The organism is Streptomyces sp. CB02923, from assembly GCF_001905005.1.
In the GTDB taxonomy this organism is placed as follows: Bacteria; Actinomycetota; Actinomycetes; order Streptomycetales; family Streptomycetaceae; genus Streptomyces.
Genome location: NZ_LWKZ01000012.1, coordinates 546,037 through 562,448, shown reverse-complemented (window position 1 = coordinate 562,448; position 16,412 = coordinate 546,037). Strand labels below are relative to the sequence as shown.

Sequence of the window (16,412 nt, the reverse complement as noted above, 5' to 3'; positions counted from 1 at the left end):
ACCCGCGCACCGCGCCGGGGCAGGGGTCAGGGCCGGGGCCATCCACATCGTGGGTGGCCCCGGCCTTTTGCCGTCCGAAGCCGGGAAGGCCACGGTGCGCGGGAGTGCACGGGAGTGCGTGCTGAGTCCGGGGGAACACCGGGCCGCGGCGCGGTGCTCACTCTTACGGCGCCCTCACCGGCCGGTTTCGTGAAGGTGCAATGCGTTCTTCACGCCGGTGCGGCAGAGTGGCGCCCGTGGCGGACGGTGATCGACGATCACCGTGGCCGCACGGCAAGCCGTACGACGACCACGCGCCAAGCACATCGGGCTATGCGCATCGGACTACGCAGGGGGCGATCCGGCATGACACGCGGCAGCGGTACGAGCACCGGCACGGACACCGGCGGCGGTACGGGCACCGGTATCGGCACCGGCAGCGGTACGGGCACCGGTATCGGCGGCGGTATCGGCAGACGGCGGTTGCTCGGTGCGGCCGGAGGGGCGACGCTGGCCGCGGTGCTGGCGGCCTGCGGCTCCAACACGGGCCGTAACGGCAAGGGTTCGGGCCCGGCGCTCAGCCAGTGGTACCACCAGTACGGAGAGCCGGGCACCGAGCAGGCCGTCAAGCGGTACGCCGCCGCGTACGACAAGGCGCGGGTCACCGTGCAGTGGCGGCCCGGCGACTACGACCGGCAGACCGCCGCCGCGCTGCTGACGGACTCCGGACCGGACGTCTTCGAGGTCAACGGGCCGAAGCTGGACCAGATCAAGGGCGGTCAGGTCGTCGATCTGACCGAGCAGATCGCGTCCGTGAAGGACGACTTCAACCAGGCGGTACTCCAGCCGAAGATCTGGCAGGACAAGGTCTGGGCGGTGCCGCAGACCATAGACACGCAGCTGCTGTTCTACCGGAAGAGCCTGCTGAAGGCGGCGGGCGTCGAGCCGCCGCGCAGCGTCGACGAGCTGGTGGAGGCCGCGAAGACGCTGACCGCCCGGCACCGGAAGGACAAGGTCAAGGGGCTGTTCCTGGGGAACGACGGCGGGGCCGCCGTGCTGGGCGGCACACCGCTGTTCGCCGCGGGGCTGAGCCTGATCACGGAGGACGGGAAGGTCGGTTTCGACGACCCGGCGGCCGCCCGCGTCCTGGGGAAGGTCCGGCAGCTGTACGCCGATGAATCGTTGCTGCTGGGGGCGCCGACGGACTGGTCCGACCCGGCGGCGTTCGTGCAGGGGCTCACCGCCATGCAGTGGTCGGGCCTGTGGGCACTGCCGCAGGTGAAGAAGGCCCTCGGGGACGACTTCGGGGTGCTGCCGTTCCCGAAGGACGGCGCCGGGAAACCGGCCGTACCGGTGGGCGCGTACGGCTCGGCGGTCAGCGCCCGCAGCAAACACCGGGCGGAGGCCAAGGCGTACGTGAAGTGGCTGTGGGTGGACGGCACCGACAAGCAGGAGGACTTCGCCCTCGCGTACGGCTTCCACATCCCCGCCCGCACCTCGCTCGCCAAGAAGGCGAAGCAGCTCCGGGAGGGCGCGGCGGCCGACGCGGTCTCGTACGCCACCGAGTACGGCTACGCCGAGCCGCTGCTCTGGACGACGCCGAGCAGCACCGCCTATCAGGACGCGCTGAACCGCATCATCAAGGGCGGCGCGAATCCGGAGAGCGAACTGAAGGCCGTGGTGCGCAAGGTCGAGGCCGAGTTGCAGCGGGCGAAGAAGAAGTGAGGGGGACGGGCGCGGGGGTGAAGGCGGCGGGCGGCGAGAAGGCCGGGGCGGGCACGCGCCCCGGCGGGCTGCTCGCCCGCCTCCGGGGGCAGCAGAACCGGAACCTGTGGTTCTGGGCCTTCGTGGGTCCGTTCGCGATCGGTCTCGCGCTGTTCACGTACGTACCGCTGGCCTGGAGCGTCTACCTCAGCTTCTTCGACGCGCACAACACGGTCAACCCGACGGACTTCGTGGGGCTGGACAACTACACGTCGATGCTGAGCGACGACGCCTTCCTTAACAGCCTGGGCACGTTCCTGCTGTTCACGGCGTTCATCGTGCCGGCCACGTATGTGCTCTCGCTCGGTCTCGCGCTCATGGTCAACCGGCTGCGCTTCGCCCAGGCGTTCTTCCGCTCGGTCTTCTTCCTGCCGACCGCGTGCTCGTACGTGGTCGCGGCGCTGATCTGGAAGCTGTCGATCTTCAACGGGGTACGGTTCGGGCTCGCCAACACCGTGCTCGGCTGGTTCGGCGCGGACCAGACCGCCTGGCTGTCCACGACCGACCCGCCCTGGTACTGGCTGGTGATCGTGACCGTCCGGCTGTGGCTGCAGGCCGGCTTCTTCATGATCCTGTTCCTGGCGGGGCTGCAACGGATCTCGCCCCGCCTGTACGAGGCCGCCGCGGTGGACGGCGCGCGGCCCGGCTGGCAGACCCTCCGGTACATCACGCTGCCGCAGCTGCGCGCGACCTCCGTCGCCGTCGTCCTGCTGCTGGTGATCAACGCGTTCCAGGCCTTCGACGAGTTCTACAACCTGATGTCCGACGCGCGCGGCTACCCGCCGTACGCGCGACCGCCGCTGGTCTACCTCTACTACACCGCCCTCGGCCAGGAGCAGAACCTCGGCCTGGGCAGCGCGGGAGCGGTGATCCTGGCGCTGATCATCGCCGTGGCGACCGTCGTACAGGCCCGCTGGTTCGGCCTCGGCCGGAAGGAGGACTGACCGATGACGACCACGCCTCCGCGACGGGCGCGGGCCGGTGCGCGCCAGGACGCCCGCGTGCGGGCCGGGCGCGCGCTTCGCGCGGCGCTCGTCACCGTCCTCGCCGTGCTGTTCCTCGTCCCGTTCTACCTGCTCGTACGCAACGGCCTGGCGACCGAGCAGGACATCACCGCCCCCGACTGGACGTTCTTCCCGCGCGACATCCAGTGGTCCAACCTGACCGCGGTCTTCGACGACCCGAACCTGCCGATGGCGCGGGCGCTCCTGAACTCCACCCTGATCGCGGTCTCCACGACGGCCGGCACGGTGCTGCTGGCGTCGCTGGCCGGATACGGGCTGGCCCGCATCCCGTACCGGCACGCGAACCTCGTCTTCTACGCCATCCTCGGCACGCTGATGGTCCCGGCGGCGGTCACCTTCGTCCCCAGCTTCGTCCTGGTCTCGTCGCTCGGCTGGATCTCCACCCTGCGCGGGCTGATCATCCCGACCCTGTTCAGCGCCTTCGCCTGCTTCATATTCCGCCAGTACTTCCTGGGCTTCCCCCGGGAGCTGGAGGACGCGGCGCGGGTGGACGGGCTCGGGTACTGGCGTACGTACTGGCGGATCGTGGTGCCCAACTCGCGGCCCGTCTTCGCGGCCGTCGGCACGATCGTCTTCATCGGCGCCTGGAACGCGTTCCTGTGGCCGCTGGTCATCGGGCAGGACCGGGAGTCCTGGACGGTGCAGGTCGCACTGTCCACGTTCACCACGGCGCAGAACCTCAACCTGCACGAGCTGTTCATCGCCGCGGCGGTCTCGATCGCGCCGCTGGTGGTCGTGTTCGTGCTGTTGCAGCGGTACATCGTGGCGGGGGTGGAGCGGTCGGGGATCGACGACTGAGACGACCGAGACGACCGCGCGGGAGCCCGGGAGTTCACGGCGAGCCGATGGCGTCCGCCACCGTCGCCCCCGCGTGCGCCATCCCCCTGCCGTTCGGGTGGTACGGGGCTGCCGCCGAGCCCGGCAGCAGCCCTTCCATCCACCGCTCGCCCTGCGCTACGCAGACACCGTGCCGGGCACTGGGCGTACGGAGGTCGACGAAGTCCGCGCCGCCCGCGGCCGCCCGCTCGGCGAGCATCGTGTGCAGGCGGTCGAAGGTGCGCTGGAGGTAGTCGGCGTCACGGGGCCAGACGGGTTCCCTGGGCCAGCAGCCGCCCGGCTGGAAGTACGTGCCGTACGAGACGACGTACACCCTCGCGTGCGGGGAGCGACGGTGGATCTGTCCGAGGGCAGCGGTGATCCTGGGCGCCGTGCGGGTGATCCGTTCGGCGAGCCGGTCCCGGCCGCCTGCCGTGTAGAGCGACTCACACGTACGGCCCAGGCCCGCCGACTGCGGGTGCAGCCGGACGCAGGACGGCAGGGCGGTGCCCAGGCTGATGTCGTTGGCGCCGACGGCCAGGGTGACCAGGCCGGTGTCCGGCCGCAGCGCGTCCAACTGGGGAGGCACGAGCCCGAACTGCCGCCCGGCCAGGGCCTTGGTCGTGGCGCCGCTGCACGTCACGTCGGTGAGTTCGGCGCCGAGGCGCGCGGCGGCGACAGCCGGCCAGTTCCGGTTCGAACGCAGGCAGGACAGGCTCGTCTGGGCCGGGATCAGCGGACCGGCGGCCGAGGAGTCGCCGAGTGCGACGTAGTGGGGTTTTCGTACGGAGACGGGGTCCGCGGTGGCGGGGTCCGCGGTGGCGGGGTCCGCGGTGGCGGGGTCCGCGGTGGCGGCGGGCGCGCCGAGTGCGGCCAGTGCGACGGCCGCCGCGACAACGCATCCGGTACGGCGCGGGCTTCGGATCATCGCACTCTCCTGCTGCTGGTGGGGGACGGCCGTGACGGCCCCGGATGAGGAAGGCTCCCCGGAAGGCCCGGCCGCCAAAAGCGGTGGCGCGGAAACTCGGTGGCGGTGCGCGGGGACCGTATGGGAGAACTCAGGCATGAGCGATCCCACCGCCCCGCCCCAGGAGACGGCACTCACGGTCGGCGGACACGACCCCGGGCTGGAGAAGTGCCTGGAGGACGGGCTCGACGCCTTCAACGCCGCCGCCACGGACGACGCCGGGCGGACCGGGTTCTCGGTACGGGTGACGGACGCGGAGGGTGAGTTGATCGGCGGACTGACCGCCTGGACCTGGGGCGGACTGTGCGGAATCCACCTCCTGTGGGTGCGGGAGGACAGCCGCGCGGGCGGCTGGGGTACGCAGCTGCTGCGGGCAGCCGAGGAGGAGGCGGTACGGCGTGGCTGCGACCGCGCCACGGTGTCCTCGTACACGTTCCAGGCACCGGGCTTCTACCAGAGCCAGGGGTACGCCGAGGTGGGGCGCGTCCCGGGGATTCCGGGCGGACACGCGGACGTGTACCTGTACAAGGAGCTGAAGGGGTGAGGGGGCCCGCCCGGTACCCCGCGCCCCTGTCATGAGGTACGGTGCGTGCCATGACCACGTACTCGACCTTCCGTGAGGCGGAGCCGCTGCTCAGCGGCCCCCACGGCGAGTGCGCGCCCCGCGGCATGACGTTCCTGCGCCGCCGTGGCCGGGTGGGTTCTCCCCCGGCCACCGCATTCCGCTGTCGGTGACCACCCGGGCGTGACGGCCCTCCCGACAGCAGCGCCCGCGCATCGCGGCAGCTTCGCACTCGTACGGTCGCGGCGCCTGTTCCCGTAACTCCGGCTCCCTGAATGCCGGTACGGACGCCGCGCCCTCCTTCCCCGCTCACTCCGCTCCTCGCCTTTCAGGAGGACCCCTTGACGGCTACCGCCGACCACATCACCCCCGCCCCCGCCTCCTTCTCCCCCGCCCTCCGCGACCACCGCATCCCCGCCGACGGCCTCAACGAGGGCACCCGCGTCCTGCGCCGCACCCCGGAAGGCTGGGAGGACCGGCCGTACGAGCACTTCGAGGCCGTGCCGCAGGCCGCCACCATCGGCGCGGAGATCCGTGGCCTCGACCTGTCCCGCCCCCTCACCCCGGCGCTGCGCGAGGAGCTGAACCGCGCGCTGCTGGAGTGGAAGGTGCTCTTCTTCCGCGGTCAGCGCCTCACCTCCGCCGCGCAGCGCGCGTTCGCCCGGAACTGGGGCGAGCTGGAGACGAATCCGCTGCTGGCGACGGGCGACGCCGAGGACGTCGTACGGTTCGACCGCAGCGCGGTGTCCACCTTCGAGAACGTCTGGCACACGGACGTCACGTTCCGCGAACGTCCGGCGCTGGGTGCGGTGTTGCAGCTGCACGAGGTCCCGGAGTCCGGTGGCGACACCATGTGGGCGGACATGGCGGCGGCGTACGACAACCTGCCGCAGGACGTACGGGACCGGATCGACGGCGCCACCGCCGTGCACGACTTCCTGCCGGGCTTCGCCCGCTTCTACTCCGCCGAGCGGCTGGCGCCGTTCCAGGAGGCGTTCCCGCCGGTGGAACACCCGGTCGTCCGGCGGCACCCGGAGACCGGCCGCCGGATGCTGTTCGTCAACACCTCCTTCACCACCCGCATCGTGGGATGGGAGCGGGCGGAGAGCGACCGGATGCTGCGGCTGCTCTTCCAGCAGGCCCATGTACCGGAGTTCCAGGTGCGGTTCCACTGGCAGGCGGGTGACATCGCCTTCTGGGACAACCGCGCCACGCAGCACTACGCGGTCAACGACTACGGGACACAGCGGCGGGTGGCCGAGCGGGTGGCGATCACGGGCGACCGGCCGTACTGAGGCGACCGGCCGTACCGAGACGGACGGCCGTACCGAGACGACCGGCCGTACTGGCGCGGGCGTGGGTCCCGGGGGCGCACCCGGGCCGGTCGCCGGTGGCCGGTGACCGGGCGCCGGAACGTTACTGCACAGCTCCGGCCCCCGGCACCCGCACCCCCACCTCCCGGATCTCCCGGATCTCCACCTCCCGGGCCGCCACCTCCCGCGCCTCCAGCGCCGAGATCTCCAGCCCCCGGGTGTCCACGCCGCGGACGTCCACCTCGGGGCCGCCCCGCAGCAGCGCCGCCCCCAGCGGCGTCAACGTGTGCAGTACGGCGTTGCCGTGACGCAGCGTCAGCAGCAGCCCCGCGTCCCGCAGTACCGTCGCGTGCTGGCTGGCCGAGGCCAGTGAAACGTCGACGCGCCGCGCCAGTTCGCTCGTCGTACAGCCGCCGCCCACGCCGTGCAGGATCGCCGAGCGGGTCCGGCCGACCAGCTTGCCCAGCGAGTGGGCGGGCGCGACCGTCGGCATGACGCGGGGCGCGGGGTGTTCGAGGGGGTAGACGAGGACGGGCGTGAGGTCGGGGTTGCAGAAGGTGACGGGCGTACGGCGGCAGAAGTACGACGGCAGCAGAAGCAGGCCCCGCCCGTTCAGGAAGAGGTCGCGGTCCACCGGGTAGTCCACTTCCAGGACGGGCGGCCGCCAGCGCATGGTCGGCGGCAGCGAGGCGAGCAGATGGTCCGCGCCGCCGTCCAGGAGCGCCCGGCCGCGGGCGGCGCGGTCGGCTTCGATACGGGCCTGGAGCCGCGGCCAGTACGGCGCGACGGCGTTCTCGTAATAGCTCTGGAGCGCTCCGGTGAGCCGGCCGAGCGCCGCGGAATCGCCCTCGCTCAGCTCCCGCAGCCAGGTGGGCAGCGGCCGGGTCGCCGGCAGCTTCGAAAGTTCGGCGTGCAGTCGGGCGGGCGGGGTTGCGCGGAGCGCCGCCAGCCCTTCGTCGATGCCGAGCAGCCCCTCCGGCGGCGTCAGGAAATCCGGAAAATAGCCGCGCGTGGGAACGAGTGGCGCCAGCAGCCGTGTTTCACCATTCAACCTGCAACGCGCCTCGGAGCGCCATTTGCCGAAGGCCGCGCCGGGCCGCCGGTCGCGTAGTCGGTGAAAACTTAAAACGGTCTCCCACAGCACGTCAGGGCGCGCGGCGATGCGCACCCGGGCCAGATCCGGTCCACTGAAATGGACGCGTAGCACCGAACCCCCACCAATGCTTCCTAGTCGACCCCCGGCCATCTGAGTATGCACGCAGACACAGCCTGTCACCATGCCCTTTTGGCCAGAGTTGAAAGGGGTCGCGCCAACACACCGTCCACGGAAAGCTGTAACTCAATTCGACGGCAGTGCGAATGGAACGGATTGCTCGATCCCGTGGGGGGTGACGAGGCAATAACCGACCGCTCAGCATTTGCCGTGGAAGGCCGTCAACCAGGCCGACATGGCTGACGGCAGCTCCCGAGGGGGGAGTCCGGAGAAAAGCGAGGGCGGCACCTCCGCACAGGTGCCGCCCTCGTCGGGTTCCGGAGTCGTAGCCAGGGGTTGAGGGTTGAGGTTTCCTGGCGCCAACTCCGGTTGGCCGTTGGGTTGTTGAAGCGTCAGCGACTGTCGCTGCCCCGGGACTCCGCCGCGGCGCGGCCCGCTTCGAGGCGGGCGACCGGGATGCGGAACGGGGAGCAGGAGACGTAGTCCAGGCCCACCTCGTGGAAGAAGTGCACCGACTCCGGGTCGCCGCCGTGTTCGCCGCAGACGCCCAGTTTGAGGTCGGGGCGGGTGGCGCGGCCGGCTTCGGCGGCGCTGCGGACCAGGGAGCCGACGCCGTCCTTGTCGATGGTCTCGAACGGGCTGACGCCGAAGATGCCCTTCTCCAGGTACGCGGTGAAGAAGCTGGCCTCGACGTCGTCGCGGCTGAAGCCCCAGACCGTCTGGGTCAGGTCGTTGGTGCCGAAGGAGAAGAAGTCGGCGGACTCGGCGATCTGGCCGGCGGTCAGCGCCGCGCGGGGCAGTTCGATCATCGTGCCGAGGGTGAGTTTGAGGTCCACGCCGCGGGCCTGCTCGACCTCGGCGATGACCTGCTCGGCCTCCTCGCGGACGATCTCCAGCTCCTGGACGGTGCCGACCAGCGGGATCATGATCTCGGCGCGCGGGTCGCCCTTGGCGGCGTTCTTGCGCTCGGCCGCGGCCTCGGCGATGGCCCGTACCTGCATGGCGAACAGGCCGGGGATGACCAGGCCGAGGCGGACGCCGCGCAGCCCCAGCATCGGGTTCTGCTCGTGCAGCTTGTGCACGGCCTGGAGGAGGCGCAGGTCGTTCTCGTTGGCGTCCTTGCGGGACTCGGCGAGGGCGACGCGTACGGACAGCTCGGTGATGTCGGGCAGGAACTCGTGCAGCGGCGGGTCGAGGAGCCGGACCGTCACCGGCAGGCCGTCCATCGCCTCGAACAGCTCGACGAAGTCGGCCTTCTGGAGGGGCAGCAGGCCGCCCAGGGCGACCTCGCGGTCGTCGTCGTTGTCGGCGAGGATCAGGCGCTCGACCATCTCGCGGCGCTCGCCGAGGAACATGTGCTCGGTGCGGCACAGGCCGATGCCCTGGGCGCCGAAGCGGCGGGCGCGGGCGGCGTCCTCGGCGTTGTCTGCGTTGGCCCGTACCCGCAGCCGGCGTACCCGGTCCGCGTACGCCATGATCCGGTGCACGGCCTTGACCAGTTCGTCGGCGTCGTCGGCGCCGGCGTGCATCCGGCCCTCGAAGTACTCGACGACCGGGGACGGCACGACCGGCACCTCGCCGAGGTAGACCTTGCCGGAGGAGCCGTCGATGGAGACGACGTCGCCCTCCTCGACGACGATGCCGCCGGGCGCGGTCAGGCAGCGCCGCTTGGTGTCGACCTCCAGTTCCTCGGCGCCGCAGACACAGGTCTTGCCCATGCCGCGGGCGACGACGGCAGCGTGCGAGGTCTTGCCGCCGCGGGAGGTCAGGATGCCCTCGGCGGCGATCATGCCGTTGAGGTCGTCGGGGTTGGTCTCCCGGCGGATGAGGATGACCTTCTCGCCGGAGCGGGACCACTTGACCGCGGTGTAGGAGTCGAAGACGGCCTTGCCGACGGCGGCGCCGGGCGAGGCGGCGATGGCCCGGCCGATCTGCCGCGTCTTCGCGTTCTCGTCGAAGCGCGGGAACATCAGCTGCGCGAGCTGCGCGCCGTTGACCCGCTGGAGCGCCTCGGCCTCGTCGATCAGGCCCTGGTCGACGAGCTGGGTGGCGATGCGGAACGCGGCGCCCGCGGTGCGCTTGCCGACGCGGGTCTGGAGCATCCACAGCTTGCCGCGCTCGATGGTGAACTCGATGTCGCACAGGTCCTTGTAGTGCGTTTCGAGCGTTTCCATGATGTGCATCAGCTCGTCGTACGACGGCTTGTCGATGCCTTCGAGGTCGGCGAGCGGCACGGTGTTGCGGATGCCCGCGACGACGTCCTCGCCCTGCGCGTTCTGGAGGTAGTCGCCGTAGACGCCCTGCTGGCCGCTGGCGGGGTCGCGGGTGAAGGCGACGCCGGTGCCGGAGTCCGGGCCGAGGTTGCCGAAGACCATGGAGCAGATGTTGACGGCCGTACCGAGGTCGCCGGGGATGCGCTCCTGGCGGCGGTAGAGCTTGGCGCGGTCGGTGTTCCACGAGTCGAAGACCGCGCGGACGGCGAGGTCCATCTGCTCGCGGGGCTCCTGCGGGAAGTCCCGGCCGGTCTCCTTGGAGACGATGTCCTTGAACTGCCCGACGAGGTTCTTCAGGTCGGCCGCGTCCAGGTCCACGTCGACGCGTACGCCCTTGGCCTGCTTGGCCTCCTCCAGCGCCTCCTCGAAGAGGTCGCCGTCCACGCCGAGCACGGTCTTGCCGAACATCTGGATGAGGCGGCGGTAGGAGTCCCACGCGAAGCGCTCGTCGCCGGCCTGCTGGGCGAGGCCGGAAACCGACGCGTCGGACAGGCCGATGTTCAGCACGGTGTCCATCATGCCGGGCATCGAGAACTTCGCCCCGGAACGCACCGACACGAGGAGGGGGTTGTCGGCCTGGCCCAGCTTCTTGCCCATGGTCGCTTCGAGCGCTTCCAGGTGCCGGCTGACCTCGGCACGCAGTGCCGCGGGCTCCTGGCCGCTGTCGAGGTAGACCTTGCACGCCTCGGTGGTGATGGTGAACCCCGGCGGAACGGGAAGCCCCAGGTTGGTCATCTCGGCGAGGTTGGCACCCTTGCCGCCGAGGAGGTCTTTGAGGTCCCTGTTGCCCTCGGTGAAGTCGTAGACGAACTTCGAAGGCTCGGACGGGGTTACGTGGGGATCTTGTGTTTCCGGCACGGGACTGACTCCTCGCCGACGGCTGCCCTGACGGCGAGGAACATACCCAGATCGAAGGCGTCTGGGTACGTCCACTCGGTCGACATACGCCCGTAACCCCCCGCCTGCCAGCAGATCGAAAGTCGCGGCGGCCGGAGAGGTGGCTTCAAGTCATGAAGACAAGGTGGCGCACAGCGAGCACGAGGGCGCCGAACGACTACGGGGCGCAACCTTTGCTTGATCATGCGAACGCCAGAGTGGTGGCACCCAGTGCCACTGATTGGAGAGGTGCACTCCCCCGCGAAATGCTCATCTGAGCGCGACCCCTATCAGGGGTGGCGAGAATCACGCCGTTGTGCCGCCCCCGATCCCGGCATGCGGACCCGGAATCGGACCTGCCGCCACCCCCGCGGCCGCACCCCGGCGCGGTGGCGCGCGCCCCGATGCGGCCGCGCGCGCCCCGTTTGCGGCTCAGCCGCCCGAAGTGTCCAGTTCCGCGTCGGCCGTGACGCCCGCGCGGTCGTACGGGTCGTCGAGCCAGCCGTCCGGCAGGACCACCCGGTTCCGGCCAGATGTGCGGCCTCGCGGTCCGTCCGCACCCGCGGGCCACGGCTGGTCGAGATCGAGATCGCTCATCAGAGCATCCAGTTCGTCCAGCGACGAGGCGATTGCCAGCTTCTTGCGCGACTCCGAGCCGATCGCGAAGCCCTTCGTGTACCAGGCGACGTGCTTGCGGAAGTCGATGACACCGCGCGCCTCGTCCCCGATCCACTCCCCCAGCAGCGTGGCGTGCCGCAGCATCACGGCCGCGACCTCCTTGAAGGTGGGCTTCGCGTACGTACCCGTGCCCTCGAAGGCGGCCACCAGGTCGCCGAACAGCCACGGCCGACCCAGGCAGCCGCGCCCCACGACCACACCGTCACAGCCGGTCTCGCGCACCATCCGCAGCGCGTCGTCCGCCGACCAGATGTCCCCGTTGCCCAGCACCGGGATCTCCGGCACGGCCTCCTTCAGGCGTGCGATGGCGTCCCAGTCCGCCGTGCCGCCGTAGTGCTGGGCCGCGGTCCGGCCGTGCAGCGCGATGGCCGTGACGCCCTCCTCGACCGCGATCCGGCCCGCGTCGAGGTAGGTGATGTGGTCGTCGTCGATGCCCTTGCGCATCTTCATCGTGACCGGCAGGTCGCCCGCGTGGGTCACCGCCTCGCGCAGGATGGAACGCAGCAGGTGGCGCTTGTACGGGAGAGCCGAGCCGCCGCCCTTGCGGGTCACCTTCGGCACCGGGCAGCCGAAGTTCAGGTCGATGTGGTCGGCCAGGTCCTCTTCGGCGATCATGCGGACGGCCTTGCCGACGGTGTCCGGGTCGACGCCGTAGAGCTGGATGGAGCGCGGCTTCTCCGTCTCGTCGAAGTGGATCAGCTGCATGGTCTTCTCGTTGCGCTCGACCAGCGCCCGCGTCGTGATCATTTCGCTGACGAACAGGCCCTTGCCGCCCGAGAACTCCCGGCACAGGGTCCGGAAGGGGGCGTTGGTGATCCCGGCCATCGGCGCGAGGACCACGGGCGGCTGCACCGCGTGCGGGCCGATCTGCAGCTGAGTCATGAGGAGCGGGTTTCCTTCGGGGTCGGCGGGAGGAGAGGCGACCTCCCATTGTCGCGCACCCGCCCGGCGACCTCGCCAGGGTCGTCCGTCCCCACTCGTTGTAACGTTCATCTATGCCTGAACCCGGCCGTCGTCGGCGCCTGCTCGTTCTGGCGATCTGCTGCATGAGCCTGCTGATCGTCAGCCTCGACAACACCGTCCTGAACGTCGCCCTGCCGTCCATGCAGAAGGACCTGGACACCACGGTCTCCGGGATGCAGTGGACGATCGACGCCTACACCCTGGTCCTCGCGTCGCTGCTGATGCTGGCCGGCTCCACCGCCGACCGGCTCGGCCGCCGCCGGGTCTTCCAGGCGGGCCTGGTGGTCTTCTCGCTCGGCTCGCTGCTGTGCAGTCTGGCGCCGAACCTGGAGTGCCTGGTGGCGTTCCGCATGGTGCAGGCCGTCGGCGGCTCGATGCTCAACCCCGTCGCCATGTCGATCATCACCAACACCTTCACCGAACCGAAGGAGCGGGCCCGCGCGATCGGCGTGTGGGGCGGCGTGGTCGGCATCAGCATGGCGGCCGGACCGATCGTGGGCGGGCTGCTGGTGCAGACCGTCGACTGGCGCGCGATCTTCTGGATCAACGTCCCCATCGGCGCGCTCGCGCTGTTCCTGACCATGCGGTACGTGCCGGAGTCCCGCGCGCCCAGGCCGCGCCGGGTCGATCCGGTCGGCCAGCTGCTGGTGATCGTGCTGCTCGGCGCGCTGACGTACGCGATCATCGAGGCCCCGGCGGCCGGCTGGACCTCGCCGCTGATCCTCGGCTTCGCCGCAGCCGCCGTCGCCGCGCTCGCCGGACTGCTGCTGTACGAGCGGCGCCGCGACGAACCGCTGATCGACCTGCGGTTCTTCCACAGCGCGCCGTTCAGCGGGGCGACGGTCGTGGCGGTCTGCGCGTTCGCCGCGCTCAGCGGCTTCCTCTTCGTCAACACGCTCTACCTCCAGGACGTCCGGGGCCTGTCCGCCCTGGACGCGGGGCTCTACATGCTGCCGATGGCGGGCATGACGCTGGTCTTCGCGCCGCTGTCCGGGCGGCTGGTCGGCTCGGTGGGCCCGCGGCTGCCGCTGCTGCTGGCCGGGCTGGCGATGGCGGCCAGCGGGGTGCTGTTCGCGGGCTTCGAGGCGGAGGCGAACACTCCGCTGCTCTTCACCGGGTACGTGCTCTTCGGCATCGGTTTCGGCCTGGTCAACGCGCCCATCACCAACACCGCCGTCTCCGGGATGCCCCGTACGCAGGCGGGCGTGGCCGCGGCCGTCGCCTCCACCAGCCGCCAGGTGGGCGGATCGCTGGGGGTCGCGGTGATCGGCGCCGTACTGGCCAGCGGCACCCGCGCCGCCGCCACCGGCAGCCGGTTCGTCGAGGCGAGCCGCCCCGCCTGGTGGATCATCGCCGGGTGCGGCGCGGCCGTCCTGCTGCTGGGCGCGCTGACCACCGGCCGCTGGGCGCAGGGCACCGCACGCCGCACCGCGGAACGGCTGGAGAAGTCCGCGCGGGACGACGGGCAGGCCCCGCCGCGCGACTCCGGCGATCAGCCCTCGGCGCGGATCAGGGCCTGAAGCTGCTCCAGGCGCTCGCGCGACTCCTCGTCGTCGGGCGTGTAGGTGAGCATCTTCGGGCCGTGGCCGGGGCCGGTCCACAGCCCGGTGGAGGACAGCCGCAGCAGGCCGACGTCCTTCTGGCGGAACCACTTGGACTGGCTCACCGGCCGTACGACCTCCTGGCGCGCCCAGATCTCGCGGAACTCCGCCGAGGCCGCCGCCAGCCGCGCCACCATCGCCTTCCAGGGCGGTTCGGCGACATGGCCCGCCATGGAGGCGCGGAACTTGGCCGCCATCACGCGCAGCGTGTCGTCCAGGTCCACCAGGCTCGCCCGCCACTCCTCGTGGGTGAACGCCAGCCACAGGCAGTTGCGGTCCTCCTCCGGCAGCGCGTCCAGGTCGCACAGCAGCCGCCCGTAGGTGCTGTTGTACGCGAGGATGTCGAACCGGCTGTTCTGGACGACGGCGGGGAACGGGGTGAGCCGGTCGAGCATCTGCCGCATCGCCGGTGTCACGGTCGTGCACTCGCTGCCCCGCACCGGGTCGGTCACGCCTGCCAGTGCGAAGAGGTGGCCGCGCTCGGCCCGGTCCATCTGGAGCGCGCGGGCCACGGCGTCCAGCACCTGCGGTGAGACCTTGATGTCCCTCGCCTGCTCAAGCCACGTGTACCACGTAACACCGACGGCGGAGAGGTGGGCGACCTCCTCACGGCGCAGGCCCGGCGTACGGCGGCGGGCGCCGCGCGGCAGACCGGCCTGCTCCGGGGTGATCCGCTCACGGCGGCTGCGCAGGAAGGCGGCCAGCTCGCCGCGCCTGACGTCGCCGTCGGTCCGCGCGGGCCCTGTTCTCTCCGGCATGGTGGCGGTCATGATCCCAGGATGCCGGAGTGCTCAGCGGGTTGCCAGGTAGCACCGGTACCAGGATAAGGAGACTCTGGTACCCCCCTGGGCGACGGACGATCGTCTTCCTCGTGAGCGATACCGACGTACGCGACGTACGAACCGTCCCGACGCGGGCCCCCGAGTCCGCCCCCACCGGTCCCACCCGCCCCACTCACCCCGCGCTGACCTCGCTCGGCCTGGTCACCGTGCTCCTCGGCGCCGCCCTGCCGATGATCGACTTCTTCATCGTCAACGTCGCGCTGCCGACCATCGACCGCGACCTGCGCGCGGGCCCGGCCCTGCTGGAGATGGTCGTCGCGGGCTACGGCGTCGCGTACGCGGTGCTCCTCGTCGTCGGCGGACGGCTCGGCGACATGATCGGCCGGCGCCGGCTGTACCTGTGGGGCCTGGCCGCCTTCGGGCTCACCTCGCTCGCCTGCGGGCTGGCGCCGGACGCCTGGACGCTGGTCGTGGCGCGCGTCGCCCAGGGCGCGGCGGCCGCGCTGCTGCTGCCGCAGGTGCTGGCCACCATCCAGGCCACGACGAGCGGAGCGCGCAGGGCCAAGGCGCTCAGCCTGTACGGCGGTACGGCCGGGGTCGCCAGCGCCGTCGGGCAGGTGCTCGGCGGGCTGATGGTCGCCGCCGACCTGGCCGGGACCGGCTGGCGCGCGGTGTTCCTGGTGAACGTGCCGATCGCCGCCGTGGCGCTGCTGCTCGCACTGCGCACCGTGCCCGAAACCCGTTCGCCGCACCCCAGCCGGGTCGACGTGCCCGGCACCGTGCTGCTGGCCGTCGCGCTGGTCAGCCTGCTGCTGCCGCTGACCGAGGGCCGTGCGGCGGGCTGGCCGGTGTGGTCCTGGCTGCTGCCGGTCGTCTTCCCGTTCGCCGCCGCGGCGTTCGTCGTCGTGGAGCGGCGCGCCGAACGGGACGGCCGCACCCCGCTCGTACCGCCGTCCCTGCTGCGCCTGCGCTCCGTGAGCAGCGGCCTGAGCGTGATCCTGCCGTTCTCGATCGGCTTCGGCGGGTTCATGTTCGTGGTGGCCGTCGCCCTCCAGGACGGCCTGCGGTACGGGCCGCTGGCCGCCGGGCTCTCCCTGGCCCCGCTGTGCGCGACGTTCTTCTTCGCCTCGCTGGCCGGACCGCGGCTGGTGGCCCGCTTCGGACGGCGGGTGGTCCTGGCCGGATCGCTGATCCAGAGCGCCGGACTGCTCGCGCTGGCGCTCGTCTTCCGTACGCAGTGGCCGGACGTGTCCGCGCCCGCCATGGCGGCGGCCATGGCGCTGCTCGGGGTGGGCCAGGGCTTCGTCCTGCCGATCCTGCTGCGGATCGTCCTCAGCGAGCTGCCCGCGGCGCAGGCCGGTGCGGGCAGCGGCGCGATGGTCACCACCCAGCAGGCCGGTCTGGCGCTGGGCGTCGCGACGCTCGGCACGCTCTTCCTCGCGCTGATGCCGTCACTGGGCGTACGGGACGCCCTGATCGTCGCGCTTCTCGCGCAGGTGGCGACGGTGGCGCTCAATGTGGCGCTGACGTTCCGGCTGCCACGGGTGGTGCGGTAGGGCGGGGGCGTAGGACGCGGGTCCGGAGCAGGGGTTCGGGACAG

At 71.3% G+C, this 16,412-nt stretch carries 13 protein-coding genes; 8 read left to right on the top strand and 5 right to left on the bottom strand.

Translation table 11 applies throughout. From position 1 onward, the window contains the following. Positions 1–498 precede the first annotated feature (498 nt). The 3 genes from A6A06_RS14005 (at position 499) to A6A06_RS13995 (ending at position 3,566) form a co-directional block, all read left to right on the top strand. Positions 499–1,704, top strand: a complete 1,206-nt coding sequence (locus A6A06_RS14005) for an ABC transporter substrate-binding protein (RefSeq protein WP_073762139.1) — start codon at positions 499–501, stop codon at positions 1,702–1,704. Positions 1,705–1,772: 68 nt separating this feature from the next. Then, on the top strand, positions 1,773–2,687 hold the full coding sequence (locus A6A06_RS14000; protein ID WP_199930915.1) for a carbohydrate ABC transporter permease: 915 nt from the start codon (positions 1,773–1,775) through the stop codon (positions 2,685–2,687). A gap of 3 nt (positions 2,688–2,690) precedes the next feature. After that, positions 2,691–3,566, top strand: coding sequence for a carbohydrate ABC transporter permease (locus tag A6A06_RS13995; protein ID WP_073761529.1), 876 nt, complete (start codon positions 2,691–2,693; stop codon positions 3,564–3,566). Positions 3,567–3,600: 34 nt separating this feature from the next. Here the strand turns inward: A6A06_RS13995 and A6A06_RS13990 are convergent, their stop codons facing one another. Then, a complete protein-coding gene (locus A6A06_RS13990; RefSeq protein WP_073761528.1) occupies positions 3,601–4,512 on the bottom strand; it encodes an SGNH/GDSL hydrolase family protein in 912 nt (303 codons plus the stop codon). 136 nt (positions 4,513–4,648) lie between these two features. Here A6A06_RS13990 and A6A06_RS13985 point away from each other — a divergent pair, with 136 nt between their 5' ends. The 3 genes from A6A06_RS13985 (at position 4,649) to A6A06_RS13980 (ending at position 6,408) form a co-directional block, all read left to right on the top strand. Next, entirely contained in the window at positions 4,649–5,095 is a 447-nt protein-coding gene (locus A6A06_RS13985; RefSeq protein ID WP_073761527.1) for a GNAT family N-acetyltransferase, read from the top strand. Between the two features lie 50 nt (positions 5,096–5,145). Further along, positions 5,146–5,286 carry a hypothetical protein gene (locus A6A06_RS41650; RefSeq protein WP_199930858.1) on the top strand — a complete coding sequence of 47 codons (141 nt, stop codon included), beginning with the start codon at positions 5,146–5,148 and terminating at the stop codon, positions 5,284–5,286. A 168-nt stretch (positions 5,287–5,454) separates the two neighbouring features. Continuing rightward, positions 5,455–6,408: a TauD/TfdA dioxygenase family protein gene (locus A6A06_RS13980; RefSeq protein WP_073761526.1), complete on the top strand. Its 954-nt coding sequence runs from the start codon at positions 5,455–5,457 to the stop codon at positions 6,406–6,408. 121 nt (positions 6,409–6,529) lie between these two features. Here the strand turns inward: A6A06_RS13980 and A6A06_RS13975 are convergent, their stop codons facing one another. From A6A06_RS13975 to dusB, 3 genes are all read right to left on the bottom strand, one after another. Continuing rightward, positions 6,530–7,477 (bottom strand): ArsR/SmtB family transcription factor, encoded by a 948-nt coding sequence (locus tag A6A06_RS13975; protein ID WP_073761525.1) that lies wholly within the window; start codon positions 7,475–7,477, stop codon positions 6,530–6,532. A gap of 554 nt (positions 7,478–8,031) precedes the next feature. After that, positions 8,032–10,770 carry a pyruvate, phosphate dikinase gene (gene ppdK / locus A6A06_RS13970; protein WP_073761524.1) on the bottom strand — a complete coding sequence of 913 codons (2,739 nt, stop codon included), beginning with the start codon at positions 10,768–10,770 and terminating at the stop codon, positions 8,032–8,034. Between the two features lie 450 nt (positions 10,771–11,220). After that, positions 11,221–12,348 carry a tRNA dihydrouridine synthase DusB gene (dusB, locus tag A6A06_RS13965; protein WP_073761523.1) on the bottom strand — a complete coding sequence of 376 codons (1,128 nt, stop codon included), beginning with the start codon at positions 12,346–12,348 and terminating at the stop codon, positions 11,221–11,223. A gap of 113 nt (positions 12,349–12,461) precedes the next feature. Between dusB and A6A06_RS13960 the strand changes: the two genes are divergently transcribed. Next, complete coding sequence (locus A6A06_RS13960) at positions 12,462–13,949, top strand: MFS transporter (protein ID WP_073761522.1); 1,488 nt, start codon at positions 12,462–12,464, stop codon at positions 13,947–13,949. Here the strand turns inward: A6A06_RS13960 and A6A06_RS13955 are convergent. After that, positions 13,922–14,800, bottom strand: a complete 879-nt coding sequence (locus A6A06_RS13955) for a helix-turn-helix transcriptional regulator (protein WP_073761521.1) — start codon at positions 14,798–14,800, stop codon at positions 13,922–13,924. The genes A6A06_RS13960 and A6A06_RS13955 overlap by 28 nt on opposite strands. Before the next feature lie 101 nt (positions 14,801–14,901). On the opposite strand from A6A06_RS13955, the gene A6A06_RS13950 reads away from it, so the two are divergent. Then, positions 14,902–16,368, top strand: a complete 1,467-nt coding sequence (locus A6A06_RS13950) for an MFS transporter (RefSeq protein ID WP_073761520.1) — start codon at positions 14,902–14,904, stop codon at positions 16,366–16,368. Positions 16,369–16,412 lie beyond the last annotated feature (44 nt).